This is a genomic window from Deinococcus alpinitundrae (genome assembly GCF_009982895.1).
In the GTDB taxonomy this organism is placed as follows: domain Bacteria; phylum Deinococcota; class Deinococci; order Deinococcales; family Deinococcaceae; genus Deinococcus; species Deinococcus alpinitundrae.
This window is the reverse complement of the sequence record NZ_WXZL01000024.1, coordinates 30,250-56,347: the sequence shown is the minus strand read 5'-3', so window position 1 is coordinate 56,347 and position 26,098 is coordinate 30,250. Positions and strand designations below refer to the sequence as shown.

Here is a 26,098-nt window from a genome sequence, read left to right as displayed (position 1 = left end):
AAAGCTGTCCAGCACGAGTTTCCTTTGCGTTCACACCCTCATTCTGAGGTGCAAAGCCGTGCTGGACAGCTTTTTCGTAAACCGCAACATCTCAGTAGATCAAGTGGTCAGAAGCGAAAGGGCGGAAGAATGTCCTTCCGCCCTTTCGCGCGCCGCTTAAATTTAGAGCTTGCCGGGTTTGACCAGGATGACGGTGCTGAGCTTGACCTGCCCACCGCAAGATTGCTGATGAGGAAGTTTGCGCCGGCTGACTCCTACGCGTCATCACGGGCAACAATACAGTTCATATCTCGGAGGCTGTGATCGGTGACCTGATTGGCCGTGCTGGCTGAACTGACCAGAGCGGCGTGGCTGGAGGCCAAGGCCGCACTCACTGGAATGGTGACGCCGCTGTTCAGAGCGCCTACCACGGCCAGCATGGAATGGTCTGCTGCAATCTTGCGGGCAGCGGAGGTACCGCTGGCTGGGTCAGCCTGATTATCCAACGGAACATGAGTCCCAGCTTGCTGAACTGCGGCTGATACTCGCGCACGGCCAGTTGGATGCCGTTGCGTGCCTGCATGCCGATGGTGCTCTGATTGCCGGACAGGGGCGCGAGACTGGCAATCTTGATGGTCGCCTGGGCATCAGCGTTTCCCAGGGCGAGGGCGGTAAGAACAGTCAGTGTGGTTTTCATTGACTCTCCTGCATGCGGGTAGTGTGCACCGAAGTGAGAAGCGGGCCAGAAAGATGGAGGCGCTTTTGACACCCAGAACCAGTGGGCTGGGCCTTCAGAACGCCCTTCACACGCGTGCAGCCCCCACAGGTAAAGCTGAGACAGGCTTTGGCATCCACTGTGCAAAGGCGGCGCCCGCCAGAATCAGCGCTCCCCCCACCATCTGGGTGAAGTGCAGCTGCTCGCCTAAAAACAGCAGCGCACACAAGGTGGCCCAGAGGGGATCAGTCGTGGCAAGCAGGCTGACGCGCGCTGGGCCGATCCGCCGCACGGCTTCAGACAGAGCAGGCAGGGCCACCAGCGTTGGGATCAGCAGCATGGCGAGAATAATTCCCCATTGCGCGGGACTGTTCGGCACCACTAACTGTGCAGTTACCCCACCGAGCACCGCAAAAGTGGCGGCGCACACAAGCGAGAGGTGCGCAGCCACCGTGAGGGGGGACGCCGTGCGGGCCAGTCGGCCGCTGGCAAACATATATCCGCCGTACAGGCCTCCACTGATCCCGCCCAGCAGCAGACCGGTGAGATCGCGGTCGGCAGCGCTCGGCAACCCCACGACGACCCCAAGCCCGGTCAGGGTGCACAGCAGTGCCCCCATCTGCCAGCGTGAAAGGCGGACGCGGGCCAGAACGCCGTAGAGGATGACGAAGGCTGGAGCAATGTAGACCAGTAATGCGGCGGTACTGGCGGAAATCCGGGCGAGCGCCATGAAGTACAACACCGTAGAGGCCGTATAGATGGCGCTGAGCAGGAGCAGTTCAACCCGCGTGCGCAGGGAAAGGCGCCCGAAACCGAGAGCAAAGAGCAGGAGGGCTGCGAGACCAAAGCGCCAACTTAGGAGGGTAGGGGTAGTCAGCTGGAGGGTCATGGCCAGCTTGCCCCAGAGTCCCAGCGTGCCGGAAGCCGCCGCGGAGAGCAGGGCCAAGCCAACGCCACTTCCGCCGCTGTGCGCGGTCTGGGTGGTCTGAGTCGGAAGTGGAGGAGCCTTCAACATGCTTCCAGCGTAGGCAGAGCGGGGCCAACTGTCTTGATCAATCCCACGAGTTTCTCCGCGGAAGTCAGCATAATCCTAAGAAAGGATTGATATGACAGACTAAGCCTATGGACGACCCCAGGGCTTGGTTGCGCCCCGCACCAGATGGAAGCTGGCCCATGGAGACCTTGCTGGACGGCGTGCCCGATCTGATCTTTTTTGTCAAGGATCTTCAAGGCCGTTACGTCAGTGTGAATGACACCCTGCGGCGGCGCACCGGAGTCCCGCATAAGCGCGATGTGCTGGGCCGCACCGCTGCTGAGGTCTTCATAGGCGACCCGGGCCAGCGTTTCAACGAGCAGGACGTGCGGACGTTGCGGGAGGGTCAGGAGCTTCGGGACGTGCTGGAGATGTATTTCGGCCCGCGGGGCGAACCAATCTGGTGCCTGACGCATAAGATTCCCGTGCGAAACGCGGCGGGTGAGGTGGTGGGGTTAGCAGGAATCTCACGGGACGTCCCCATTCCAATGGAGAGACATGCGGATTTCGCGCGGGTTGCGGAGGCCCTGAGTTACATGCAGGCGCATTATGATCAGCCCTTGCGGATCCCGTTTCTTGCTGCCCATATTGGCTTGTCAGAAGACAACTTTGAGCGGTTGATCCGGCGGGTGTGCCAGGTAACGCCGCAGCAGTTCCTGATCAAGGCGCGGCTCAATGCTGCTGTAGAACTCCTCCGCAAGCCCACACTGTCTATCTCCGAAATTGCCCATGCCTGTGGCTACGCTGACCACAGCGCCTTTACCCGCAAGTTCCGTACGGTCACCGGTATTGCCCCACAGGCGTACCGTGACCGGGTTTTGACCAGAAAATGAAGACTCGCGGATTAAGCTTGCCCACTAAACCTGACCCCAACAGCATGGCTGGCTCAGGGCATATCGGTGGTAGAGCCAGACGGCATGGCCGATGACCGAAAGCGGGAATCGGTACCCTGGAAGCTTCTGGTCGCTCAGCACGGCTTCACCCTACGGCAACAACTTGCCAGACCCGGCCAGACTCAATGGTGGCTGGTCTCTGAGCAGCTCCTCGTAGAGGACGAGGAGCTGGGCTGGGCTCAAAGACCCCGAGCTTTTTTTGCGATATGGAGCGCCAATTCCTTCTCGCCAACCCAGGCCTTGAGGCGTTCGTTTTCTCGCTCCAGCTCACCGTGTCGGTCGTCGGTGCGGTCGCCTGCAAGGCGGGCACGACCCGCTTCCAGAAATTGAGCTTTCCAGGTGTGAATCAGGCTTTCATTGACGCCGTGCTGCCGGGCCGCCTCCGCTACGCTGAGCTGGCCACCGAGAACAGCCAGCACGATCTGCTCTTTGGTGTCGATGGGCCATTTCTTTCGTTGTTTTCTCATGATCTCCCTCCAGTCTGCCTCACCCTCGCAAGTGGGCGGATGTTTTTGGAAGGATTCCTTGGAGCATTACCAGGTAGACTGGAGATGGAGCCGAACACCGGAGAGCCACAGAGCTGAAGGAGCGCGCCTTGAGACCATTGCGAGTTGTGTTGATTGACGATGACGTTACGGATCTCACTCTCGCTGAAGAGGGCTTTTCCCAGCTGGAGAGCCACGTCGTGCTCATGGCGTCGCCGTAAAGATGGGCTGATCCTGTCTCTCGGGGACCTGGCGTGTTTTCCCAGGCTTATTTGCTGGCTCCGAAGACGTCCTGCTGGTACCGGCCTTCCTGCAGGCGCTGCCTGACCCAGGCTTCGGCGGTTTCGGTGGAGGCGCCTGTCTTCTCGGCGTAGATCCGGGCGATGGTCTGCCGGACGGCGGGGGCCATCCGGACGCCGTCACCACAGACGTAGATGCTGGCGCCCGCCTCGATCAGGGCCCAGAGGCTGTCCCGGTCTCCGTACACCGCGTCCTGCACGAAGCGGTACGGGTACCCGGCCACCGCGGAGAACGCGGTGTGAATCTCGGCCACGCCTTCCTGTTGCCAGCGCTCCAGGTCATCACGGTAGAAGAAGTCATGCTCGGGGTGGCGGCAGCCGAAAAACACCTTGGAGCGGCCGACGGTCTGGCCCGCAGTGCGCTGCGCCGCCCGCTCTTCCAGGAAGCCGCGCAGGGGGGCGATGCCGGTGCCGGGACCGACCAGGATCATCGGTATCCTCGGGTCGGCCGGTGGGCGGAAGGGCGGGTTGGGTCGGCGGACGTACCCGAACACCGTGTCACCCGGCCGGACCTGTTTGAGGTACGCGCTGGCGAGGCCGCGAAACTGCCCCGCACCGGCCCAGGAGGGTGCCTCCAGCAGGCCTACCGTGAGGCTGGGGGTGCGTGGCGCGACGAGGGGGGACGACGAGATAGAGTAGTACCGTGGCCGGATCGGTGGGCACAGCTCCAGGAAGACCGCGAGGGGGAGTTCCACCGCCGGGTGACGCTCGAGCAGCCCCAGAACGGAGAGGCCCGCCTTCCGGACTTCCGACTCGTACTTCAGGGGGTCGTCCAGGTAGCCGCGAAGCTGACCGGTGGTCCACGGGCACGAGGTGTGGGCCAGGAGGGTGTCAATGTTCGCGCGGGTGGCGACGTCCTGGAGTTCCACGAACTCGGAGAGCAGCACGTTGACGGTGACGGGCGTGTTCAGCGGCAGATGGGACTTGCGGTTGCCGTTCTGTCGCAGCCGCACCACCTGGCCGGGGTTGATTCGGAGGTTCTGCGCAGCCCATTCGACGAGTCTGGGCTCGTTCCGGGCGAAGACGGCCATGTGGTCGCCGGTCTCGTAGGTGACGCCCTCGGGCAGTGCGAAGGTGATGGCCTTGGTGGAGGGGCGGGGCGGTTCCTGGCTGAAGTCCCACAGGCCGGCCGGGTCACGGACGAGTTCCTCGCTGGCCACCACCTTCAGGCCGTACGCTTTCTCCGAGACGACTGCGGGACGTACGTCGGCCTCGCTGAGCACGTCGAGGGCGTAGCGGGGTCCGTCCGGTTCCTGCGCACTGACACCGAACTCCTCGGACACCTGACGCAGTATCCCTCCCAGCCACGCGTTGACCATGCCGTCGAAGTCACCGTTGGCGTCGGCCTCGCCGCGTGGAACGAACGGCTGAGCCCCCGCCTTCAGGAGGGCTGCCTCCACCCGCTTCGGGAACGCCTGGTAAGTCGTCCACTGGGTGTTCCCGGTGCCCAGCAGGGCGAACCGCAGGTGCTGGAGACTTCCCTCTGTCAGACCACCCTCCTGGGTCCAAGCGTCGAAGCGGGCGGCGTTGTCGGGCGCGGCGCCGTTGTAGGTGGCGGTCGCGACGAGCAGCAGGCCCTCGCCCGGCACGTTTCCGACCAGATCGTCCAGGGTGGTCAGGCGCGTCTGGAAGCCTGAGCGGGTGGCGTAGTCGGCGATACGGCTGGCCAGGTCCTCGGTGCTGCCGAGGTTCGAGCCGTAGGCGACAGTCAACGCGATGCCCGCGCCCGTGACGCTCAGCGTGCTCAGGTCCTGCTGAGGCTCTTCGACCACCGGTATGGGCATGCTGAACCGCTCGTGGGGGCGGCGCGCACGGACGCTGATGACGAAGTTGTCGGGTTTGATGGTGAGGCTCTGCTTGACCTTGAGCTGGTAGTCGTGGGGGTCGATCAGCGCGAACTTCTGCAGGATGAGCAGCAGGGCGAGCTTGGCTTCGGTGAGCGCGAACTGGCGGCCGATGCAGGCGCGCGTTCCGTTACCGAAGGGCTTGTATGCGGCCGGATGGTGGGTGCGCCGGTGTTCCGGGGTCCAGCGGTCGATGTCGAACTCGTCCGGGTTCGCCCAGGCCTTCGGGTGGCGGTGCAGGGCCGGGATCAGCAGGGCGACGAACTGCCCCTGTTTGATCTCGTAGCGGCCACCGATCACCTCATCCTTGAGGGCCGTGACGGCGTAGTTGGGGATGGTGCTCCAGAAGCGCAGCGCTTCGTCGAGAATGCGGGGGATCACGTCGAGCTTCATCACCGTCTCGTAGGTCGGCATCGTGTCGCCGGGCAGCAGCCGGTCGACTTCCTGGTATGCCTGGGCGAGGACGTGCGGGTGGCGCAGCAGTAGGTAGAGCGTGAAGGCCAGCAGACCGCTCGTCGTCTCGTGCCCGGCGATCAGGAAGGTCAGCACCTGGTAACGGATGTTCTCATCGCTGAGCTGCTCGCCGGTTTCGGGATCGGTGGCGTTCAGCATCAGCCCGAGGAGATCATTGGCGACGCCACCCTGCTCGCGGCGCTGGCGGATCACCTCGTCGACCAGCGCGTTCATGCTGTCGATGTCGGCGACGTACGCCCGGTCGGCCTCCTCCATCTCGGGGGTGAGGACGGGTGGGCGGCTGCTCAGCGTCATGGTGTGCTGCATGGCCCGCGCGAGTGCCTGCAGGAACGGGTGCAATTCGTCCTGCTCGAAGGACTGAAAGCGGTAGTCGAAGCCGGACAGGGAGATGGTGTCGAGGGTCAGGCGCGTCATGTCGTCACCGACGCGCAGGTCCTGGCCCTGGGTGCGGTCCCATTTGCCGACCAGGGCCTGCGCCACTTCCAGCATCTGCCCAAAGTACCCTTTCATAGCGCGCTGGCTAAAGGCCGGCAGCAGGATGCGGTGCGCCTTGCCCCAATTCGGCTCGAAGTTGTCCGCAGTGAACAGGCCGTCTCCGCCGAGGTTGCGAACGTTGGTGTATCCGGGGTCGACGCGCTTCTGGAATCGGCGCTCGTCGGTGAGTTCGGCGACGAGGTCCGGGTCGTAGGCCTGGATGACGGCGCGCCCCTGCAGGTCAAGTTCGAAGATGCCTTCGGGGATCTGCTGCGAGAGTGCGTAGAAGTTCAACACCGGCGCGTCGCCTGAGAAGTAGTGCAGGTGGCCGTACTGGGGATGCCGGGGCGGAGTGGGGATGGGGTTAAGCTTCTGTGTCATAGGAAGTCCTCTGGAACGCAGCCGGGCGTGGAGATAATTACGCAGTGCGTAGTGGAATGTATGGAAAACTCCGGTCGGCAGTCTTACTACGCACTGCGTAGCTGAGATACGTTACTACTCACCGCGTAGTAAAATCAATTGGATATGCCCAGACCTCCTGCCGATCAGCCCCTTCTGACCCCCGACCGCATCATCGCCACCGCCCTCGGCATGATCGACCAGGACGGCATCGACGCGCTCAGCACCCGCCGACTCGCGACCGAACTTGGCGTCAGCAGCAAAGCGGTGTACCACTACTACGCCACCAAAGACGACCTGCTCCACGCCGTGTACCTCGCGATCCTCGACGAACTCGAACAGCCCGCGGATCCGTCCGCTCCCTGGGAGGAACAACTGCGCCACAGCGCGAAGAGCCTGCGCCGCCTGGCTTTTCGCCATCCCAGCTTCCTCACCGGCTTCCTGCAGTACCTGGAACATGCGCCCAGGGAACTCGAAGCGCTGGATGCGTTCTATACGCTGCTGCGTCAGGCCGGTGTTCCCGACCCGCTCGTCTGGCAGACCGGACAGTTCCTGCTGACCTTCCTGACGGGCTTTCTGCGCGCCGAACGGGAAGGTGCGTTTACCCGGGAAGAGTACGAGGTCGAAGTCGGCGCGGTCAGGCGTTACCCCAAGCGCTACCACACCACTCCGTATCTCCCAGCGCCGCAAGAAGGCAGCGACGCACACTTCGACCTCGCTCTGGACCTGATCATCAGAGGTCTGCAGGCCAGCGCCACCGGTTCACCTCCCGATGTCCCCCTTCAGAACGAACCTGGCTGAGACGTCTCCGCTGGTAGGGAGACAACACAGCCTGAACAGGGCAAAGGCAAGGCGCCGTCAAGCACCCATCGTGGAACGTGAAGTGGTCCATGTCGAGAGGCAATGAACGTGCCAGGAAGCCTACCAGTCATAAAAAACGCAATCTGATGTTTTCACCGTAGGAAAGAGCGGTTCCTCTGCATCCCGCAGGTGCTGCCGTACATGTCTTTCGGGAGGAACAGGACAGGGCGCCGATCCAAAAAGCGTGACGAGAAAGGCTGAGCAGCGCCGGACCGGTCTCTTGTAGACGGCCCTCGTCCCACTCATTGCTACCTCAGAAGAGGTCACCTGGCCCCTGGAGTGTGGCATTGCTTGACTTTTAATGCAACACAGTGTTACATAGGGCTACATCGTGTTACATCAGTGGTCCTGATCAGGGATGCGGGGCTCATTTTTCGTCCGCCAGGACTCTCAGGACTCTGGCACGTCAATCTATCCGACGAGCCGCCGCCGGCGTCAGAGGCACCGAACACTTTGTAGATCGCATTTCACCGCAGCAAAGCGTCCCCGAGTGGCCCTTTCGCTTCCGGAACTGCAACGGGCGCCCTTCTTTCAGGACTGTGAATACCACATGGCCCTGCTGCCAACTGCCCTTCTTCCCTTCCCTCTTCAAGGAGGTTTCCCGATGACCACAGATCCCCTGAGTTCCGGGACGGCACCAGCGCCGGCCATGACGTCACCCGCCACCCCACACGCGAGTTTGCCCCGCACAAGCATCGGGATGCTGCTCGGCACCTTCGCGTGGGTCCTGCCCCTCACCGGCGCCGGCACAGTGCTACTTCCGGCCAAGATCGCTCTGATCGCCCCGGACAGCAAGGTCGCCGTCGTCGCTCTCCTGACAATCGTCGGGGCCATTGCGGCCTTGCTGGCCAACGTCATCTTCGGCGCCCTGTCCGACCTGACCCGCTCGCGGTTCGGGTCGAGAACCCCCTGGATCGTCGGCGGCGGCCTGACCGGCGGGGCGGCCATGTTTTTCCTGTCGAACGCCCAGACCACAGGCGCACTCGTCTTCGTGTGGTGCCTAGTGCAGTTCGCCGCCAACGCCCTGGTGGCGAGCCTGATGGCGGTGCTGCCCGACCGGGTCCCGCCGGCCCGACGCGGGACCGTCGCCACCATCGTCGCCCTCGGCTTCTTTCTGGGGACTGCGGGCAGTCAGCTGCTCGGCGCCCATTACCTGGATCACCCGTCCGACGGCCTGCGGGTCTTCGCCCTGGTCCTGGCGGTGCTGCCGATACTCGCCGTGCTGATCGCCCCCGACACTTCGAACCGTCACGTGCTGCGGGAAACCTTCGAGGCCAAGAACTTGCTGCGCCACTTCGCCCTGCCTTCGCTCAAGGGCGCGACGGACTTCTACTGGGCGCTCGTCGGACGGCTGATTATCATCCTCGGCTACGCCATGGTCGGCGCGTATCAGCTGTACATCGTGACCGACTACCTCCACCTCAGCGGCGCGCGGGTCGCCGCATTGATCGGCGAGATGGCGCTGCTGACCCTCGCCGGCAGCCTGATCAGCGCCGGGATCAGCGGGCCGCTCTCCGACCGCAGCGGCCGGCGCAAACTGCCGGTGATCATCGCCACCCTGCTGTTCGCCGTGGCGACCCTGTTGCCAGCCCTGCTGCCGACGGTCACCGGCATGCTGGCGTTCGCCCTGATGTCCGGACTTGGCCTGGGCTGTTACTTCGCGGTGGATTCCGCGCTGATGAGCGAAGTGCTGCCCGACGGCGAGAACCGCGGCAAGGACATGGGCATCCTCAATACCGCCAACACCGCTGGGCAGGTGCTCGCCCCTGCCATCAGTTCCGGCATTATCGGCCTGGGTTTCGGCTTCGGCCCGGTCTTCATCGTCGCCATGCTGTTCTGCCTGATCGGGGCCGCCACCATCCTCCCCATCAGAGCGGTCAGGTAGAAAGAGCAGTATGCAGACCAACAGCTCCAAACTCGAAACAGTCCGTCAGACCGGCGCGACCCAGGTGGACGCCCAGCGAATCAACATTCTTAACGCCGCTGAGCGCGTGTTCCTGAAGAAAGGCCTGGAAGCATCGACCATGGCCAACATTGCTGAGGAAGCCGAGATCAACCGTGTCACCCTGTACCGGTACTTCGGTGACCGCGACACACTGTCCTTCGAGATTGCCGTGCGGATGCTCGAACGCCTCGCGGCCCACCCGTTCACCAGCACCTCCCAGACTGGCTCTGACGCTCAGCAGCGACTCTACGCCCTGAAAGGACGCGCGCAGACCATGATCCGCGACTTCGAGACGCTGCGCGACGCCTACCGCTACCTCGGCATGTTCGACCACCTATACGGCGACCACTACCCCAGTACGGAACTGGCCGCCTGGTACCGCGAGCAGGTCCAGCGGGTCGTGAGTCTCTCCCGGCTGAACACCGGCGACTTCCCGTACGCGAGCGTCGTCGTGGCTTACAACACCATCCTGGCGTTCCTGCAGCAGATGGCCGCCCGCGGGGAGCTGCTCGCCGAGGAACAGGGCGTCCCACTGGACGAGCAGCTCCGCGTCTTCCACAACATGATCGGCCTGTACCTCGATCACCTGCGCGCCTCCCTCCCAGCGCAGGGCCCGGCCAGAAAGGAGTAACGAATGTCAAGATCACGCTCGCGACTCGGACTGGTAATCGCCGTAACGCTCGCCCTGGGAACCGCATTGGCGGCCTTCGTGCGCAAACTGCTTCCCTTTCCCCGCAAGATTACCGCGCAGCACAAGGGACCTGGGGAAACCCTGGTGACCTTCTTCGGGGACAGCATTACCGAAGGCCTGATGAGCGCCAGCTTCGTGGACGTGCTGGCAGGGCGGTTAGGACGTGACGGTTACCGCTTCATGAATGCGGGCGTCGGCGGCGACACCACGTACAACCTGCTGGAGCGCCTGGACCCCGTGACCGAGTCGCATCCGGACGTCGTCGTCATCCTGGTCGGAACCAACGACCTCCAGGCGTACCTGCGCGGCGGGTTCCTGCCGCCGCTCAACCAGGCCCTGAAGAAGCTCCCACAGGCGATGACGCCCGAGTGGTACACCGGGAACCTGCGGGGGATCGTCACCCGCCTGCAGCAGGCCACACCGGCCCGCATCGCCCTGTGCTCCATCCCGCCCCTGGGCGAAGACCTGGATGCTGAGGCCAACGAGAGCGTCCAGTTGTTCAACCAGGCGGTCCGGGCCATCGCCGCCGAGCTGGGTGCGGTGTACCTCCCGGTCTATGAGCAGATGGACGCGTGGTTGCGTGCTCAACCGTCCAGGCCCCGGCAGCCGTTCGATCAGTCCAGAGTCGGCGGCCTGATCCTTCGGGCCGCCTGGATGCACAACATTCTCGGCCACCGCTGGGACGACGTCTCGGCCCGCACCGGCCTCACGCTCCAGACCGACTCCATTCACTTCAACGACCAGGGCGCAAAGCTCATCGCCGACGTCATCGAACCCTGGCTGCGGACCCCGGACGCGCCACAGCCGTGAACGGCACCGGCCCTTTCACCTTCCCAAGGAGCGTTTCATGACCCACGTCGATCTCAGCACCCTGACCCTGGAGCAGAAAGCCTCGCTGCTGTCCGGCCTCGACTTCTGGCGCACCAAACCGATCGAGGAGGCCGGCATTCCGTCGCTGCTCCTGACCGACGGGCCGCACGGGATCCGCTTGCAGGCGGAAGCCACCGATCACCTGGGTCTGAACGCCAGCCCGGCCACCTGCTTCCCGCCCGCGGTGGCGGTCGCCAGCAGCTGGAACCCGGACGTCGCCGCGAAGATCGGCGCGGCGGTCGGTCAGGAAGCCCGTGCGCTGGGCGTGGCCATCAACCTCGGGCCGGGCGTGAACATCAAACGCAGCCCCCTGTGCGGCCGGAACTTCGAGTATTACAGCGAAGATCCGCTGCTGACCGGCGTGCTCGCCAGTGCTCACGTTCAGGCGCTGCAAGCTGAAGGCCCAGGCGCGTCCGTCAAGCATTTCGCGGCCAACAACCAGGAGACTGACCGGATGCGCGTCAATGCCGAGGTGGACGAGCGCACCCTGCGCGAGATCTACCTGCCGGCCTTCGAGCGGGTCGTGAAAGAAGCCCAACCAGCCACGGTCATGAGCGCTTACAACAAGCTCAACGGCGTGTACGCTTCCGAGAACCCCTGGCTGCTGACCGAGGTGCTCCGGAACGAGTGGGGCTTCGAGGGGGCCGTCGTGAGTGATTGGGGGGCCGTGACGAACCGGGTGGCCGCGCTCGCCGCCGGCCTGGACCTGGAGATGCCCGGTCGGGACGGCCGCACCGACGCGGAACTCGTGCAGGCCGTCCGGGAAGGCCGCCTCAGCGAGGAGCAGGTCGACGTGTCGGTCCGGCGGGTCCTCGCGCTCACCGCGCGCCCTGCCCCGGCAGCCGGAGAGATCGACGTGGAAGCCCACCACGTCCTGGCCCGTGAGGTGGCGGCCGAGTGCGCGGTACTGCTGAAGAACGACCGCGCGGCATTGCCTCTTCAGCAGAACAGACGGATCGCCGTCATCGGGGCGTTCGCAACCGCTCCCCGCTTTCAGGGCGGAGGCAGTTCGCACATCAACCCCATCCGGGTCGACTCGGGCCTGGAGGCCATCGAGCAGCTCGCCGAAGCGCGCGGCTGCACCGTAAGTTTCGCCCCGGGTTACTCGCTGGACGGTTCAGGAGACGCCGCGGGCCTGCGTGCTGAGGCTGTCGACGCTGCCCGTAAGGCGGAGGTCACAGTCATCTTCGCCGGCCTCTCCGAGCGCGAAGAATCCGAAGGCTTCGACCGCGCCACCCTCGACCTGCCGGCTCTGCAGGTGCAGCTGATCAAGGCGGTGGCGGCCGTCAGCCCGTGCACGGTCGTGGTGCTGTCGAACGGCGGTGTGGTGTCCCTGGAAGGTTGGCATGATGACGTGGACGCGATCCTGGAAGGCTGGCTGCTCGGACAGGCTGGAGGCGGGGCCACTGCGGACCTGCTGTTCGGCGTGGCGAGCCCCTCCGGGCGCCTCGCGGAGAGCCTGCCGTTCCGCCTGCAAGACACCCCGAGTTACCTGAACTTCCCCGGAGAGCAGGGCCACGTGCGCTACGGCGAAGGGGTGATGGTCGGTTACCGCGCCTACGAGACGATCGGAGTGCCGGTGCGGTACCCGTTCGGGCACGGGCTGACGTACACCAGCTTTGAGATGAGTGATCTCATCGTCCAGGTCACCGGCAAGGACACCGCGGGCGTCTCCGTGACGGTCACGAACACGGGCGACCGCGCGGGAGCCCAGGTGGTGCAGGTATACGTTTCTCCCGCCAGTGGCTCGGTGCGTCGTCCTGTCCGGGAGCTGCGCGCCTTCCAGAAGGTCGCTCTGCAGGCTGGCGAGTCACGCGTCGTGACCCTGGAACTCGATCGCCGCGCCTTCGCCTACTACGACGTCCTGCAACACGGATGGGCCGTCACGCCCGGCGAGCACCGCGTGCAGATCGGGGAGAACGCGCACGTCATCGTCGCGGAGATGGCCGTGCAGCTCGAAGGAGACGTAACCCAGATGGTGCTGAGCCTCGACTCCACCATGAGCGAATGGCTGGGCCACCCGGTCATCGGCCAGATGTTCCGCCAGGGTCTGCTGCGCGCGGTGCCGCAGGCAGACGATCCGGAAACGAAGGAGAGGCTCGAAGGCCTGATCCGCATGACCGAATCCATGCCACTCAGGCGGGTGCTGAGCTTCCTGAAGGTCCCGGAGGATACGGTCGCGCCGCTGCTGGCCCTCAGCCGGGGAGCCGCACCGGGGCCGGTCGCGGCTTCCTCCTGATCCTGAGCACGCTCAGTGTGGCCGGACGCATATCTACACCTCGCCTGACCCTCGCCGCCGAACCCTGCTGGGCTCGGGTGCCGTTGGAAGTCCACCGCATCTCGCTTCGCCCGGTTTTCGACCTGGCCTTCCCCTGAGGTATTCCCCATGACGACTCCCCTCGAACACATGCCCCCAGTCAATCAGCGCAAAGCCACCGTGATGGGATACCCCCTGCGCGCCGTGAAAGCCCTTCCCGTCCCCCTGCGCGACCAGATCCTCACGCGGCTCCTCAAGACTGAGGGCCCGCTGGCCCCGTTCCCGGAAACCCTGCGCATGCTGGAGGTGGCGGGCGGGATTCCCAGTCCGGCCACCTGGCAAGGACCCCTGCTCGCGGCGCGCCCGCAGCTGCGGGAGGTGGTCACCCGTGAGATCTATGCGGACAATGCCGATGGGCAGGTGCGTGCCCGACTGTACCTGCCGCCGGCCGGTGTGGCCCGGAAGGACGCTGCGTTCGTCTGGGTTCATGGCGGCGCGTTCCTGCTGGGCGGACTGGAGCAGGAGGAGGCGCACTGGCCGTCCCTGGAACTGGCCGCCACCGGGATTCCGGTGCTGTCGGTCGATTACCGCATGAGTCTCAACGGCGTGCGTTACCCCGTTCCGCATCAGGACGTGCTGGCCGGCTGGCGCTGGGCAGTTCGCAACGCCGACCAGTTGGGCGTGAGTCCAGGGCAGCTGCATCTCGGCGGCGCGAGCGCCGGCGGGTGCCTGGCGGCGGGGGTGGCGCTGCGACTGCGGGACCTGAACGACGCGCAACCGGCCTCGCTGGTCCTCGAGTATCCGGTGGTGCAGCCCACGCTCGCGCCCCCCAGTGCCGAAGTCGCCGCTTCGCTCGCCACCTCGCCCAAACCCATAGTGAATGATGTCTGGGTAGAAGCCATGTTCCAGAACTGGGCCGGCCCGGCGCCCCTGGACGCCTACGTCGCCCCTGGCCTGGCGAACCTCGGCGGCCTCCCACCCACCTACGTGCTCAGCTGTGGTTGGGACTCGCTCCGACGCGCCAGTGAACCGTTCGCCGAGCGCCTGCGGGACGCAGGAGTTCCCGTCTGGCACGACCTGCTGGAAGGCACGTACCACGCGCCACTCGACCGGCCTGGCGCTCCCGACGGGATAAAGGCCCTGGCACGCCTGCAGACCTGGCTGAATGGTGGGGTGAACGCCATGGAGGCGGGAAAGGCGTTGAACATCGACCCCCTCAATGGCGCGCTCACCGAGACCACCCTTCCCAGCTGACCTGACGGCCCTTCCTGTGGCAACGTTGGCCCGCAGCCATGACAAGGGTTTCGGTGGTGTCACCTTGACTGGCACGGGCAGGCGCATCTGCTGTAAAGCCGCTGCCATCGCTTCCCACGTTCCCTGGAGAACCTCATGCGTACTTTTCGATTCGTGGTGTTGCGCGGAGTGAGCATTCTGGCCTTCTTCCTGCTCCTGATCACGGCCTGGTTCCTCTGGCAGGCGAACAAACCCATTCCGGCCGACGCCACCTATGTCGCCCTCGGGAGTTCCTTCGCCGCTGGCCCCGGAATTCTTCCTTATGCCAACGACGACGCTCAACTCTGCACTCAATCCTCACTCAACTATCCGCACCTCATTGCACGCCGTCTGAACCTCAAGCTCGCGGACCGAACCTGCAGCGGAGCCCAGACCACGAATCTCCTGGACCGGGGGCAATTTCTCCAACATCGGCAGCTCGACGCGGTGAACGCACGCGCCCGTCTCGTGACCATCACCATCGGCGGCAACGACGTGAATTACATCGGCAATCTGTATGCCTGGTCATGTCAGGTTCAGCCAAAGGCGGTTCCTCGACTGCTGGCATCGAGCGTCTGTAAGACGCAGGCGGCTTCCGCTATCGAACCCAGATTTCAGGCGTTACCGGCGCAGTTCGATCGCATCTTCACGGAGATCCACCAGCGGGCCCCTGGTGCGCAGGTCATCGTGGTCGACTACCTGCCGATCGTCCCGGCGCAGGGCAGCTGTACAGAGCTCGCGCTTGATGACGTTCATCGGCGTGAAGCGCGGCAGGTCGCGGCGCGGCTCGCTGCGATCACTGCAACAGCCACAGCCCGAAATCATGCCACGCTGGTCCGTGCCTCTGAGCTGGGCCGTGGGCATGAAGTCTGCTCGGCCGATCCGTGGGTGCAGGGCTTCGTCTGGTTCAGCAACCTGCTCGCACCCGAGCATGCTGCTTACCATCCCAACATCAAGGGGATGACGGCGCTGGCACAAGCCATCGAGCAGGCCGTGCGCCTTGAGCATGGACGTTCTGATAAGCGTACCGAAAGAGGCGGCCGCTCAGTAAACGGCTGCAAGCTGAGCGTTTCCTCCTGATCGGTCCCGTTCACTTGTTGCACGTTCGCTTCGGTCAGCCTGGCTGACCGAAGCGAACGTGCAACAAGTGTCAACCTGAGGTATGTATACCCCAAACGGACGTCAGGTTAGAGGACGTAAAACGCGATGAACACGGCAAAAAACAGCCTCGATTTCGGCAACCCTCGAAGCTCTGAGAGCCTATCCTGACACTTTTTTGAAGACTTGCCTGATGGAGCGTCCTGTCAGAGGTGAAAGCTCAATACTGTTCTTATCGAGGCCAATTCCCGAAAAGCGAGACGATCGTGATGCTCTCGACTGTGGCCGTGACGGTGCTGACCCATGACCTGTCGCAGGGCGTGCTGGTCGGTGTGATCCTGAGCGCGCTGTTCTTCGCGCGTAAGGTGTCGCAGCTTTCCGAAGTGGCCCATCAGGATGCTGCGGATAGATCTTGCCGGGCTGATGCAGCAGAGGAGGTCACCTGATGGTTTTGGCAGCTGAATGAGATCTTGCTGGCATTTTAGGACACTGAGCAATTCTTTCGCTTGTGACAGGGGCGTGAGCTGTGGGACGCTAGGGTGCCTGCAACCTCGCCGGTCCCGACCCCTTGTCTGGGCGCGGCGTAGAGGAGGCCCACCTTGAAGCACCTACGCCTTGCTGCTCTTCTTTTGTTGCCGCTCCTGGCGTCTGCCGCTCAAGCCCGCACTCTCCCCGAGGTCCGCGCCAGCGGCGTGCTGCGGCTGGCCACCAGCGCCGACTTCGAGCCGTTCAACTTTTTCAAGAACGGCCAGTTCGCGGGTTTCGAGGTCGATCTGGGCGAACTGATCGGCAAGCAGCTTGGCCTCAAGGTCGTCTGGGTCAAGGACGATTTCGATTCGCTGCTGAGCGATTTCAGCAAGAACGAGTACGACGCTGTGATCGCCTCGCACGCCATCACCTCGACCCGCGCCCAAATCGTGGACTTTACCCAGCCGCACTACTGCACCGGCGGCGTGGCGCTGGCCCAGCCGGGCGGGCCGCTGACCAGCAAGGCGATGGCGGGCCGGGTGCTGGGGGCCGAGTCGGGCAGCACCTACATGGGTTACATCCAGAAACTGCCGTTCGACAAGCAGCTCAAGGTCTTCGGCAACTCACAGAAAGCCATTCAGTCGGTGGCCACCGGCCAGGTCAGCGCGGTGGTCACCGATAAGTTCGCCGCTCTGGACGCGCTGAAAACCTACAACAAGGCCAAGCTGGTCATGGGCGACCTGCTCTGGCGCGAGCGCATCGGCATAGCGGTGCAGAAGGGCAACGCGGGGCTGCGCCAGGCCCTCAACGGCGCGCTGGCGACCTTGCTGAAAGACGGCGAGTACACCAGTCTCTCGAAGAGCTACTTCGGGCAGGACGTGCGCTGCTGATTGGATTGATGCCGCCGGGCACGGGCATGTTCGCCCTTCAGGTCTTCTTCGAAGGCCCGGCGGTTCCCCAGGCCGGTCAGCGCATCTTTCAAAGCAGCGGTTTCCATCTGATGCAGATGGTTCTGACGTTGCATGGCGTTACTCACCGAGATCCGCGCGGCGTCGAACAGCTGCTTTTCCCAGGTGGCCCAGCCTCTGTTTTCCCTGACCTTGCTGGCCACCAACACGATGGTGTTGCCTGAGGTGGGATCCGTCAGCGGAATCAGCGCCACCGAAGACAGGCCCTCTTGCAGATAGAGAGGATGTGCCCGAGGTTGGGAGGGATAATCGTCGATGTAGACCGGTGCCTGCGCCTCGATGGCCAGCCAGGCCAGGCCCACACCACGCTGAACCGGGGGTAACTGGGTCTGAGTCAGGACGCCAGAACCGTCTCATCTAATACACCTGAGCCAGCCTCGGCATGCAACTCAAGTCTCCCTTATTTGAAGCTGTTGGGCACTATTGTTGTCGCGTCTGTTTTTGCGCTGGCGAGTTGGGGTGCACTCAGGCCTTTAGTTTCACTCAAGTCAGTGCCCACAAATGATGCGCCGGTCAAGGTCGCGCCACTGAAGTCCGCCCCAGTCAGGGTAGCTCCCTGAAAATCGACATTGGACAGGAGAGTGCGGGAAAACAGGGCATTGCTCAAGTCTGCACCTGCGAAGATCGAGCCGCGCAAATCGGCATCCGGAAAGATCAAGCCACGGAGATCTTGATCCCGCATCATCAAACCGCGCGCTGAGATCCGGCCCAGATCGAGCGACACGCCCCCGTCGCGGTGCACAACGAGGCCGCCCATGACGGCATTGATCTCCTCAACTGCAGGCAGCTTGGTCAGCGGCTCGGCGCGTGTTTCATCGGTGGATGGAAACCGTGAGCGGAGATAGGCTGCCAGAATATGCGTCGTGGCATATTCCTGAGACGGGTAGCTCTGTGCTACCTGGATCAGGGTATAAATGCCTCCCAGTCGGCTGCTCAGGTCGCTGGCCGCCAGCATGGTCACAGCGGTCTGGAAGCGTTCGTTGGCCTGGGTTTCACGGTACTGGGATTGGCTTTGCAAGGTGCTGATTAGGGTGATGACCACCGTGACCAGCGTCGCGACAAGTGGCAGGGCATTGGCCAGCCGCGCCCAGATGGAGGGCCGCTGACCGGCGAGGACGTCCTGTGCTGCCTGCTGAGCGACGCTCTGAAGGTCGGAGAGGTTGGAATCAGGGTCAGGTGGCGGCGTGGCGGTCATCGGCTTTCAGAGTAGCGGCTGAGGCACTCGCCGAAAGCACAACCGGATCAGTCAGTGCGAATTGAGATGGCCTGAGCAAGGTCAGATGCTGATCGTTCTCAGGTTCTGGCAGGTCTTACCAGCTGTTTGATGCTCGAGTACCGCCGTTGAAGTTATGCTCTCCTCCGGTTACTGTTCTGTTACAATCAGGCCCTACACTGCCTTTATGCGCCTCCTGCTCGTCGAAGATGATTTCCGTTTGCGAACGCTCATTGCTACAGGGCTGCAGGAATCTGGTCACAGCGTGGAGGAAGTCGCGTCAGCTGAGAATGGGTACAACATGGCTCTTTCAGGTGGCTTCGATGCCTTTATCCTGGATGTCATGCTTCCTGAGGGAGAAGAGGCTGGCTTTCAGCTTGCCCGGCGACTGCGCGAGGAAGGGAACGCGACACCCATCCTCTTTCTCACCGCACGTGCTGACCTGGACTCCCGACTCACTGGGCTTGATGCCGGCGGGGACGATTACCTGAGTAAGCCCTTCGATTTTCGCGAGTTGCGTGCACGGCTCTCGGCACTGGTCCGCCGTTCGGCTGGTCAACCCAGCAACGAAGTTTCTCTCCCGGGTGGATTTAAGCTTCAACTGTTGAGGCGTCAGGTAACCGACGCGGCAAAGAGCAACGTTCCCCTCACGCCCAGGGAATTTGAGCTTCTGGAAAGTCTCGCACTTCACCCGGAGCGGGCTTATGCACGCGAGGAATTAATTTCCCGGGTGTGGTCGGGGCAGCCGGATGTCGACAGCCGCGTGGTGGACGTCTACGTGGGCAATTTGCGCCGCAAGCTCGGTGAGGGCGTGATTCTGACGGTGCGCGGGCATGGGTACCGTCTCGGCGAGGTGAGTCGTTGACCTTCCGCTGGCGGCTGACGCTGACCTATGCCGTGCTGCTGGGGTTGATGCTGCTGTTGGCTGAGTCATTTACCTATGCCGCATTCCGCCACACACTGTACGCAAGCCTCGACGATTCACTTAAGGTCTTTGCTCAGAAACAGGCCAGGATGGAGACTCGAACTGAGCTGGAGCCGCCAGCCAGGAAGACATCTGCCCTGGACAGCCTCAACCGTCAACAGCCCATCCGAATGACCGTGTACGATGCCCAGGGCAATCAGGTGGACTGGGGGCCTTCCCGGGTTGAATTCATCCCCAGGGCGGGGACGTTTCAGATCGGCTCAGAGCGCGTATTCATGCTGAAAATCCCATCGGGATGGATTCAGACGACCCAGTCCGATCAGGCAGTGACAGCATCGTTGTGGCAAATTCTCCGCCTGCAATTGACAGGGGTGCCCCTCATGCTGCTCCTGGCCTTGGGGATTGGCTACCTCATCGGGGACCGCGCAATGAAACCCATTGATCAGGTCAGCGATCTGGCGGCCCGAATTGCCCGCGGTGGCCACCCTGGAGAGCGTGTTCCTGTCGCTCCTGGGAGTGACGAGCTGGCTCGGCTGACCCGTACCATCAACGACATGCTCAGTAAGCTCGACACACAACTGGCACGTGAGCAGCTGTTCGCCCACGCCAGCGCGCATGAACTCCGAACACCGATCAGTGTGATTCGGGCCGCGACCGGTCTGGCCCTGGAGCAGGAACGCACCCCACAGCAGTACCGTGAAACCCTCGAGCAGATACATGAGGTCAGTGAGGATATGAGTGCCCTGACAGGCCGCCTGATGACACTGGCGCAGGCCACCCGACCTGCCGAGCAACGGGCGGTGAACCTGGCGGACGTGGTGCTGATGACCACCGAGGTCCACGCCAGGGAAGCTCAGGAAAGGCACATTCACCTCCGGGTATCGGTGGAAGACGCCGCCACGTCGGGTGATTTCAATACCCTGGTGTTGGCAGCCGGGAACCTGATCCAGAACGCCGTCAAGTACAGCCCACAAGGCTCATCTATAGACGTTTCCTGTGAGACGGACGCCAGGCAGGTACGCCTTCTGGTGCTGGACGCCGGACCGGGAATTCCCGAGTCAGAGATGCCGCGACTGACCCAGCCGTTCCAGCGGGGGGCACAGACCCAGAATCTCAGTGGGGCGGGCCTCGGTCTGGCCCTGGTGCAGACGATTCTGGAGGGACATGGAGGCGCTCTGGAACTGGCGAATCGACCAGAGGGTGGACTGAGCGCAACGCTCGTCCTGCCCCGGAGAACGTCACCCGGTTGACTGTTCATCAAAGGCTTATTTACAGAACCGTTACATGGCACCGTCAACATCAAGATAGGAAAAGAAATCGCTTTTCCGAGCGTCGAACGACGCCAGTCAGAGCCTGTAAAGAGGACGGCTTCTCAACCCGAGCACCGCGCAGACCGAACTTGAGCACTGCGCAAGCCCCGTCGTTGCCAATTGGCGTCTGCGTCTCATCAGCCTTGTGCTGGCTATCATTCACAACTTTTCACACCGAGGAGAACCGCACCATGACCTTTTCCAGATACACCCTGATTTCCTGCACGTCCCTGGCCCTCGTCTCGGGCGTTCTCTTGCTGTCCAACACACACGCGCAGATCACTACCCCAGCAACGACCGCCGCGCCAGCTGACGCCGCCCAGCATGGACCTCCTGGCAGCGGCGTGTACTACACCGAACACATCAAAGCCGCCACTGCGGTCACCGAAGTGTTCGGCGAGGGTCAGAAGATTACCGCTGCCATCGTCGAGTACGACGCGCCCATCAAGAACAGTAGCCTCTCCCAGGCCGCGTTCACGGTGACGGGATACACGGTGACCAGGGTATACGCGAACACCACGGCTGCCAAGGCAATGAGCGGCAGAGATGGCCGCTTTGTGGTTCTCGAACTGAGCACTGCAGCCGCAGCGGCGAGCACCAGCGCCACCAGCACAGTTGCCCCGCCCACAACTGCCGCTTCCGCGACCACAGGTTCTTCCTCGAGCGTAAGCACTGCAGGTGGGAGCACGCCTTCAGGCGGGCCACCGGCGATGGGGCCGATGACCGGTGGATCGCAGACCTCCGTCACCCTCAATCAGATCCAACCGGTGAGCACGGTGGCGGGAGCGTCCTATGCTCCGACTGTCAAAACGGTCGCCAGCACCCGGCTGTCCAACCTGATCGCGGATGACTTCAAGCAGTTTCGTTACACCGATCCTGTGACCGGGTTACGGCTGGATTACAACCTGTACATTCCCAAGAACCTCGGGCCCAACCAGGCGTACCCACTGGTGCTGTTCATGCCTGACGCGAGCACCATCGGCACCAATGTCTACAATCCCCTGACCCAGGGGCTCGGAGCGGTCGCCTGGGCGTCTCCCGCTGACCAGGCCAAACATCCTGCCTTTGTGCTCGCCCCAGAGTATCCCGTGGAACTGGCCAACGACGACTCGCAGACCTCGCAGTACATGGACGTGACCATTCGTCTCATCGAACAGCTTTCAAAGCAGTACCACGTGGACACGAAGCGGCTGTACACCACCGGTCAGTCCGGTGGCTGCATGACCTCAATCGCCATGAACATCAAGTACCCGAACTTCTTCGCAGCGTCGTTCCTCGTCGCCGGGCAGTGGGATGCCACGCAGGTCGCGCCGATGGCGAAGAACAAACTGTTCATCGTGGTGTCGCAGGATGATGCCAAGGCTTATCCCGGGATGAACGCGATCACCACCACCCTCGAACAGAACGGTGGCAAGGTGAGCCGCGCGGTGTGGGACGGTACCACCAGCGCTGAGGCCCTCAGTACGAACGCTTCAACGCTGGTCGCGCAAAACCCGCAGAGCAACGTCTATTACGCTTCGTTTGCCAAAGGCACAGTGATTCCGGCGGGGCAGAGCACCCAGGGTGCTGCCGGGCACTCAAACACCTGGCGCGTTGCCTACACCATCTCAAGCATCCGCGACTGGGTCTTCCAGCAGCACAAGTGATGCGGATGCCCGTGTTTCCGGAGGTCCCTCACATGATCCGACAGGTTTCTCTCTTGCTGCCCATCACCACCGTCCTGCTCGTGAGTGCGTGTGCACCCATCGTTCAGTCAACGACCACGCTGACGGCGAGTCAAGCGGCCGCGCTCGTCCAGCAGGGAAACACGGCGCAGAAGGCGGGAGACGGTGCCACGGCACTGGCAGACTTCACGCAGGCGGCCAAGGCGGGCAACGCTGACGCCCAGTTGTGGCTGGGGCAGATGTATCAGGACGGGCACGGCGTGCCGCAAGACTACGCTGCTGCACGTTCGTGGTACGAGCTGGCGGGTAAGCAGGGAAATGCCCGCGCCCTGCTGAATCTCGGCATGCTGTACCAGCAAGGCTTGGGCGTGCCGAAGGATGCCACCCAAGCCCTGCGGTACTTCCAGGCCGCCTCCGACGCCGGGGACCTCAAAGCGCCGCGCTACGTCGGGCTGAGCTACCAGGGTACTGGAGACTATCCCCAGGCCTTCACGGCCTTCCAGCTTGCGGCGGCACGGGGAGACATCACCAGCCAGTATTACCTTGGCCGGGCGTACGAACTCGGACAGGGCACCGAGCAGAATTACGCCCTTGCCATGCAGTGGTACACCACGTCCGCCGAGCGTGGTGACATCATCGCCTCGGACGGCATGGTCGGCCTGGCCGCGCTGTATGAACGCGGCCTGGGCGTCACGCCTGATCTCCAGAAGGCCACCTCGCTCTACCAGCAGGCCGCCGCTGTCGGAAATACTGCGGCGCAGGCCGCTCTGCAGCGCCTCGGAGTCACCTCAAAGTAAACGTGTCGCATGGACGCGCCCACCTTCGCGCAACCTGGGAGAGAAAGCGCTGCTGTTCAGCTTAGCGCCGACGTACTCCTGCACAGGAGCTGCACAGAGGTCACAGCCGAACGAAAAAGATGCCGCAATGGCAGCTGCACACCCGAGCCCAACCACGATACGAGCCGTTTGAACACCACTCCCATCCATCGCCTTTTCTCAGGAAGACGGGGGTGCTGCCTCCGAGCAGAACACGAAAGGTAGGTTCACGATGAACAAGAAGATGCTTGCCGGTTTGATTCTGGCGACCCTCTGCGGCGCGTCACTGTATTCCCTGTCGGTGGCTTCGGCAGGAGGGGCAGGCACGTCCATGACCACCAGCACACCCGCTGCCGACGCCCAGACCAGCAGGGTGGTGGCCGCCGCCAATGCCTTCCTCTCCACCCTGAGCGCCGCGCAGAAGAAGGCCGCGGTGTTCGCGTTCACGGATCAGACCCAGCGCGTCAACTGGTCGAACTTTCCACTGGGCGGACCTGGGGCCAATCGCAAGGGGGTACGCTGGGGCGAGATGAACCCGGCGCAGCGCGCGGCCCTGATGACCCTGCTCGGCAGCGTACTGAGCCCGTCGGGTGTGGAGATGGTCAAGGGGCAGATGCTCGCTGACGACCTCGTCCGCGCCACCGACCAGGGCGCGGGTCCAGCCTCCACAGGCGCGCAGGGCAGCGATGCCCCGGCGGCCGGGATCGCCACTGCGGCGACGAAACCGGCTTCCAGCGGTCAGCCACCCGCAGGTGGTCTGCCCTCTGGAAGCCGCCCCGCCATCAGCTTCGGGAGCGACTACTATTTCGTCTCCTTCGTCGGCACGCCTTCAGCCTCTTCGCCGTGGATGCTCCAGTTCGGTGGCCACCACCTGGCCATCAACGCGACCGTGGTCGGCAAGGACATCACCCTCTCGCCCAGCCTCACGGGTGGTGAGCCGATCAAGGTCACCTTCAACGACAAGACCTACACCCTCGTACCGAACGTGCCCGTCGAGGCGCAGGCGGCCTACGCGCTGCTCCAGACCCTGAGCGCCGCGCAGAAGGCCAGGGCGGTGGTCAGCACCACGCGCGCCGACCTTGTGCTGGGGCCGGGCCACGACGGACAGGTCCTGCAACCCGAGGGGTTGCCCGGCAGCGCAATGACGGCGGCGCAGAAGACCCAGTTCCTGGCGTTGATCAGAGACCGCCTCGGCATCCTGAATGCCGACGACCTGGCCGCCAAGATGACGGGCATCACGCAGCATCTTGATAAGACCTACTTCGCCTGGTTCGGCCCCACCACCTCGGCGGGGGCCGCCTATCACCGAGTGACCGGCCCGACGGTGATCATCGAGTTCGCCCCGCAGGCCAACGACGGCGACCCCAGCAACCACCTGCACAACATGTACCGCGACCCCACCAATGAATACGGCGCGGCCTGGACGAAACTCAAGTAAGAGCTGATCGCAGAACTTGACGACCCTGGAGAACCAAATGATTCATAAGAACGTTGTTCTGAGCGCTTTGACTGCCCTGACCCTGGGATTGACCCTCTCGCTTGGCACCACGCCAGCCACCGCGTCCACCACCGCCACTGTGGCGGACGCCCAGACCACCAAGGTCGTGGCTGCTGCCAACGCTTTTCTCGGCACCTTGACTGCCGCGCAGAAGAAGACAGCAAGCTTTGCCTACACCGACGCCGCGCAGCGGGCCAAATGGTCGAATTTCCCTACCGGTATCTTCCAGCGCGCTGGGCTGCGCTGGGGTGATATGAGTGCGGCCCAGCGCACCTCGTTGATGGGCCTGCTGGGCATGGTGCTGAGTTCCGACGGCCTGAGCATGGTCAAACAACAGATGAACGCCGATGACGTGCTGAAAGCCTCCGGCGGCCCAGGTAATCTGGTGTTCGGCAGCGACGAATATTATGTGGCGTTCCTGGGCACGCCGTCGGGCACTTCGCCCTGGATGCTCCAGTTCGGCGGGCACCACCTGGCGCTGAATGCCACGGTAGTGGGCAGCAACATCACGCTTGCCCCCAGCCTGACCGGGGGGCAGCCGATCAAGGCCACTGAGAACGGCAAGACCGTGGTGATCGTGCAGAAGGTGCCGCAGGAAGTCAAGGATTCGTATGCCATGCTGAGCAGCCTGAGTGCTGCCCAGAAGGCCAAGGCCGTGCTCAGCACCACGCGCATCGACCTCATTCTGGGGCCGGGCAAGGACGGCAAGACCCTCCAGGCCGAGGGGCTCCCGGCCAGCGCCATGACCGCCGCGCAGAAGGAGAAGTTCCTGGCCCTCATCAAAGACCGGCTGGGCATTTTGAACGACAACGATCTGGCCGCCAAGATGACACCCATCACGCAGAACATCGACAAGACCTATTTCGCCTGGTACGGCCCGACCACCGCTGACGGCACCGCCTACTACCGCGTGACCGGCCCCACCGTGCTGATCGAGTTCTCGCCGCAGTCGATCGGCGGTGACCCCAGCAATCACCTGCACAACATGTACCGCGATCCGACCGACGACTACGGCGCGGCCTGGACCAAGTGAAGTTCCAGGCATGAAGCGGCCTGTCTGGGTGGTGCTGGCCCTGCTCTCCGGCTGGGCCGGGGCGCACCCGGTCGACGAGGTAGTGCAGGGCGCGTACCTCACCCTGACGCCGGGGAAGGTGCTGTTGGAACTGGACCTGACACCAGGCAGCCAGGTGGCGGGCACAATGCTCAAAACGCTGGACACCAACGGCGACGGCAAGGCCAGTGGGGCCGAGGCGCGGGCGTACGCCGCAAAGGTACTGAGTCAGTCCACCCTCATATTGGGCGGTGTGGCCGTGCCGTGGATACTTGACACCGTGACGGTGCCGCCGCTGGCGATCCTGAAGATCGGCGGCGACACCATCAAGATTTACGCCACCGCTAGGCGGCCAGATGTGGCGGGCGGACAGACATTCAGCTACCAAAACCGCTACCAGCCGGTCAAAAGCCAGTGGATTGCCAATATCTTCCTGCAACCCGCTGGCGGCTGGCAGTATCAGGTCACTGGGCAGCAGCACAGCAATGACGGCCAGCAGCTGACGGTGAAATACACGGCCAGCCGCTCGTGAGTCGTCCAAAGAAGCACATTCATTTCGTGCGCTTGGGCTCAGCAGAGGGGATTGCATGATGCGTC

The 26,098-nt window shown here is 63.4% G+C and carries 22 protein-coding genes and 1 pseudogene; 17 read left to right on the top strand and 6 right to left on the bottom strand.

The window, feature by feature from the left end:
* Positions 1–257: 257 nt before the first annotated feature.
* Positions 258–676, bottom strand: a pseudogene (locus GUI70_RS17895) (ABC transporter substrate-binding protein); the annotation flags it as partial.
* A 106-nt stretch (positions 677–782) separates the two neighbouring features.
* Positions 783–1,640, bottom strand: a complete 858-nt coding sequence (locus GUI70_RS17890; RefSeq protein ID WP_237725016.1) for an EamA family transporter — start codon at positions 1,638–1,640, stop codon at positions 783–785.
* A gap of 227 nt (positions 1,641–1,867) precedes the next feature.
* Between GUI70_RS17890 and GUI70_RS17885 the strand changes: the two genes are divergently transcribed.
* Positions 1,868–2,560, top strand: a complete 693-nt coding sequence (locus GUI70_RS17885) for an AraC family transcriptional regulator (protein ID WP_237725015.1) — start codon at positions 1,868–1,870, stop codon at positions 2,558–2,560.
* Between the two features lie 239 nt (positions 2,561–2,799).
* Here the strand turns inward: GUI70_RS17885 and GUI70_RS17880 are convergent, their stop codons facing one another.
* A complete protein-coding gene (locus GUI70_RS17880) occupies positions 2,800–3,087 on the bottom strand; it encodes a transposase (protein ID WP_161883679.1) in 288 nt (95 codons plus the stop codon).
* A 286-nt stretch (positions 3,088–3,373) separates the two neighbouring features.
* Complete coding sequence (locus tag GUI70_RS17875) at positions 3,374–6,577, bottom strand: bifunctional cytochrome P450/NADPH--P450 reductase (protein ID WP_161883678.1); 3,204 nt, start codon at positions 6,575–6,577, stop codon at positions 3,374–3,376.
* Positions 6,578–6,721: 144 nt separating this feature from the next.
* Here GUI70_RS17875 and GUI70_RS17870 point away from each other — a divergent pair, with 144 nt between their 5' ends.
* The 9 genes from GUI70_RS17870 to GUI70_RS17830 all read left to right on the top strand — a co-directional run bounded on the left by GUI70_RS17870 (position 6,722) and on the right by GUI70_RS17830 (position 16,947).
* Positions 6,722–7,396, top strand: coding sequence for a TetR/AcrR family transcriptional regulator (locus tag GUI70_RS17870; RefSeq protein WP_161883677.1), 675 nt, complete (start codon positions 6,722–6,724; stop codon positions 7,394–7,396).
* Between the two features lie 760 nt (positions 7,397–8,156).
* Positions 8,157–9,341, top strand: a complete 1,185-nt coding sequence (locus tag GUI70_RS17865; protein ID WP_161883676.1) for an MFS transporter — start codon at positions 8,157–8,159, stop codon at positions 9,339–9,341.
* Positions 9,342–9,351: 10 nt separating this feature from the next.
* A complete protein-coding gene (locus GUI70_RS17860) occupies positions 9,352–10,032 on the top strand; it encodes a TetR/AcrR family transcriptional regulator (RefSeq protein WP_161883675.1) in 681 nt (226 codons plus the stop codon).
* 3 nt (positions 10,033–10,035) lie between these two features.
* On the top strand, positions 10,036–10,902 hold the full coding sequence (locus GUI70_RS17855) for an SGNH/GDSL hydrolase family protein (RefSeq protein WP_161883674.1): 867 nt from the start codon (positions 10,036–10,038) through the stop codon (positions 10,900–10,902).
* A gap of 37 nt (positions 10,903–10,939) precedes the next feature.
* The gene (locus tag GUI70_RS17850; protein WP_161883673.1) at positions 10,940–13,201 is read left to right on the top strand and encodes a glycoside hydrolase family 3 C-terminal domain-containing protein; all 2,262 of its coding nucleotides are present in this window, start codon (positions 10,940–10,942) and stop codon (positions 13,199–13,201) included.
* Between the two features lie 147 nt (positions 13,202–13,348).
* Positions 13,349–14,473 (top strand): alpha/beta hydrolase, encoded by a 1,125-nt coding sequence (locus GUI70_RS17845; protein ID WP_161883672.1) that lies wholly within the window; start codon positions 13,349–13,351, stop codon positions 14,471–14,473.
* Between the two features lie 135 nt (positions 14,474–14,608).
* Positions 14,609–15,571, top strand: coding sequence for an SGNH/GDSL hydrolase family protein (locus GUI70_RS17840; protein WP_161883671.1), 963 nt, complete (start codon positions 14,609–14,611; stop codon positions 15,569–15,571).
* 305 nt (positions 15,572–15,876) lie between these two features.
* On the top strand, positions 15,877–16,035 hold the full coding sequence (locus GUI70_RS17835) for a hypothetical protein (RefSeq protein ID WP_237725014.1): 159 nt from the start codon (positions 15,877–15,879) through the stop codon (positions 16,033–16,035).
* A gap of 153 nt (positions 16,036–16,188) precedes the next feature.
* A complete protein-coding gene (locus tag GUI70_RS17830) occupies positions 16,189–16,947 on the top strand; it encodes an ABC transporter substrate-binding protein (RefSeq protein WP_161883670.1) in 759 nt (252 codons plus the stop codon).
* On the opposite strand, the gene GUI70_RS17825 is transcribed toward GUI70_RS17830, so the two are convergent.
* Together GUI70_RS17825 and GUI70_RS17820 are read right to left on the bottom strand one after the other, a co-directional pair.
* A complete protein-coding gene (locus GUI70_RS17825) occupies positions 16,920–17,327 on the bottom strand; it encodes a GGDEF domain-containing protein (RefSeq protein WP_161883669.1) in 408 nt (135 codons plus the stop codon). The two genes, GUI70_RS17830 and GUI70_RS17825, sit on opposite strands and share 28 nt — an antisense overlap.
* 98 nt (positions 17,328–17,425) lie before the next feature.
* On the bottom strand, positions 17,426–18,220 hold the full coding sequence (locus GUI70_RS17820) for a pentapeptide repeat-containing protein (protein ID WP_161883668.1): 795 nt from the start codon (positions 18,218–18,220) through the stop codon (positions 17,426–17,428).
* A gap of 205 nt (positions 18,221–18,425) precedes the next feature.
* Between GUI70_RS17820 and GUI70_RS17815 the strand changes: the two genes are divergently transcribed.
* The 7 genes from GUI70_RS17815 to GUI70_RS17785 all read left to right on the top strand — a co-directional run bounded on the left by GUI70_RS17815 (position 18,426) and on the right by GUI70_RS17785 (position 26,033).
* Complete coding sequence (locus GUI70_RS17815; RefSeq protein ID WP_161883667.1) at positions 18,426–19,103, top strand: response regulator transcription factor; 678 nt, start codon at positions 18,426–18,428, stop codon at positions 19,101–19,103.
* Positions 19,104–19,135: 32 nt separating this feature from the next.
* Positions 19,136–20,413, top strand: a complete 1,278-nt coding sequence (locus tag GUI70_RS17810; RefSeq protein WP_161883666.1) for a sensor histidine kinase — start codon at positions 19,136–19,138, stop codon at positions 20,411–20,413.
* Positions 20,414–20,664: 251 nt separating this feature from the next.
* Entirely contained in the window at positions 20,665–22,119 is a 1,455-nt protein-coding gene (locus GUI70_RS17805; protein WP_161883665.1) for a peptidase, read from the top strand.
* Between the two features lie 32 nt (positions 22,120–22,151).
* A complete protein-coding gene (locus tag GUI70_RS17800) occupies positions 22,152–22,934 on the top strand; it encodes a tetratricopeptide repeat protein (protein ID WP_161883664.1) in 783 nt (260 codons plus the stop codon).
* Positions 22,935–23,184: 250 nt separating this feature from the next.
* Positions 23,185–24,390 carry a DUF3500 domain-containing protein gene (locus tag GUI70_RS17795; RefSeq protein WP_161883663.1) on the top strand — a complete coding sequence of 402 codons (1,206 nt, stop codon included), beginning with the start codon at positions 23,185–23,187 and terminating at the stop codon, positions 24,388–24,390.
* A 37-nt stretch (positions 24,391–24,427) separates the two neighbouring features.
* The gene (locus GUI70_RS17790) at positions 24,428–25,483 is read left to right on the top strand and encodes a DUF3500 domain-containing protein (RefSeq protein WP_161883662.1); all 1,056 of its coding nucleotides are present in this window, start codon (positions 24,428–24,430) and stop codon (positions 25,481–25,483) included.
* A 10-nt stretch (positions 25,484–25,493) separates the two neighbouring features.
* Positions 25,494–26,033 carry a hypothetical protein gene (locus GUI70_RS17785; protein ID WP_161883661.1) on the top strand — a complete coding sequence of 180 codons (540 nt, stop codon included), beginning with the start codon at positions 25,494–25,496 and terminating at the stop codon, positions 26,031–26,033.
* Positions 26,034–26,098: the final 65 nt, after the last annotated feature.

Bases quoted from the DNA above. Each gene is read 5' to 3' on its own strand.
- GUI70_RS17815 (WP_161883667.1), top strand. From the start codon at position 18,426: ATGCGCCTCCTGCTCGTCGAAGATGATTTCCGTTTGCGAACGCTCATT.
- GUI70_RS17885 (WP_237725015.1), top strand. From the start codon at position 1,868: ATGGAGACCTTGCTGGACGGCGTGCCCGATCTGATCTTTTTTGTCAAG.
- GUI70_RS17845 (WP_161883672.1), top strand. From the start codon at position 13,349: ATGACGACTCCCCTCGAACACATGCCCCCAGTCAATCAGCGCAAAGCC.
- GUI70_RS17820 (WP_161883668.1), bottom strand. From the start codon at position 18,220: ATGACCGCCACGCCGCCACCTGACCCTGATTCCAACCTCTCCGACCTT.
- GUI70_RS17795 (WP_161883663.1), top strand. From the start codon at position 23,185: ATGAACAAGAAGATGCTTGCCGGTTTGATTCTGGCGACCCTCTGCGGC.
- GUI70_RS17790 (WP_161883662.1), top strand. From the start codon at position 24,428: ATGATTCATAAGAACGTTGTTCTGAGCGCTTTGACTGCCCTGACCCTG.
- GUI70_RS17800 (WP_161883664.1), top strand. From the start codon at position 22,152: ATGATCCGACAGGTTTCTCTCTTGCTGCCCATCACCACCGTCCTGCTC.
- GUI70_RS17855 (WP_161883674.1), top strand. From the start codon at position 10,036: ATGTCAAGATCACGCTCGCGACTCGGACTGGTAATCGCCGTAACGCTC.
- GUI70_RS17875 (WP_161883678.1), bottom strand. From the start codon at position 6,577: ATGACACAGAAGCTTAACCCCATCCCCACTCCGCCCCGGCATCCCCAG.
- GUI70_RS17805 (WP_161883665.1), top strand. From the start codon at position 20,665: ATGACCTTTTCCAGATACACCCTGATTTCCTGCACGTCCCTGGCCCTC.
- GUI70_RS17865 (WP_161883676.1), top strand. From the start codon at position 8,157: ATGCTGCTCGGCACCTTCGCGTGGGTCCTGCCCCTCACCGGCGCCGGC.
- GUI70_RS17880 (WP_161883679.1), bottom strand. From the start codon at position 3,087: ATGAGAAAACAACGAAAGAAATGGCCCATCGACACCAAAGAGCAGATC.
- GUI70_RS17785 (WP_161883661.1), top strand. From the start codon at position 25,494: ATGAAGCGGCCTGTCTGGGTGGTGCTGGCCCTGCTCTCCGGCTGGGCC.
- GUI70_RS17840 (WP_161883671.1), top strand. From the start codon at position 14,609: ATGCGTACTTTTCGATTCGTGGTGTTGCGCGGAGTGAGCATTCTGGCC.
- GUI70_RS17870 (WP_161883677.1), top strand. From the start codon at position 6,722: ATGCCCAGACCTCCTGCCGATCAGCCCCTTCTGACCCCCGACCGCATC.
- GUI70_RS17850 (WP_161883673.1), top strand. From the start codon at position 10,940: ATGACCCACGTCGATCTCAGCACCCTGACCCTGGAGCAGAAAGCCTCG.
- GUI70_RS17860 (WP_161883675.1), top strand. From the start codon at position 9,352: ATGCAGACCAACAGCTCCAAACTCGAAACAGTCCGTCAGACCGGCGCG.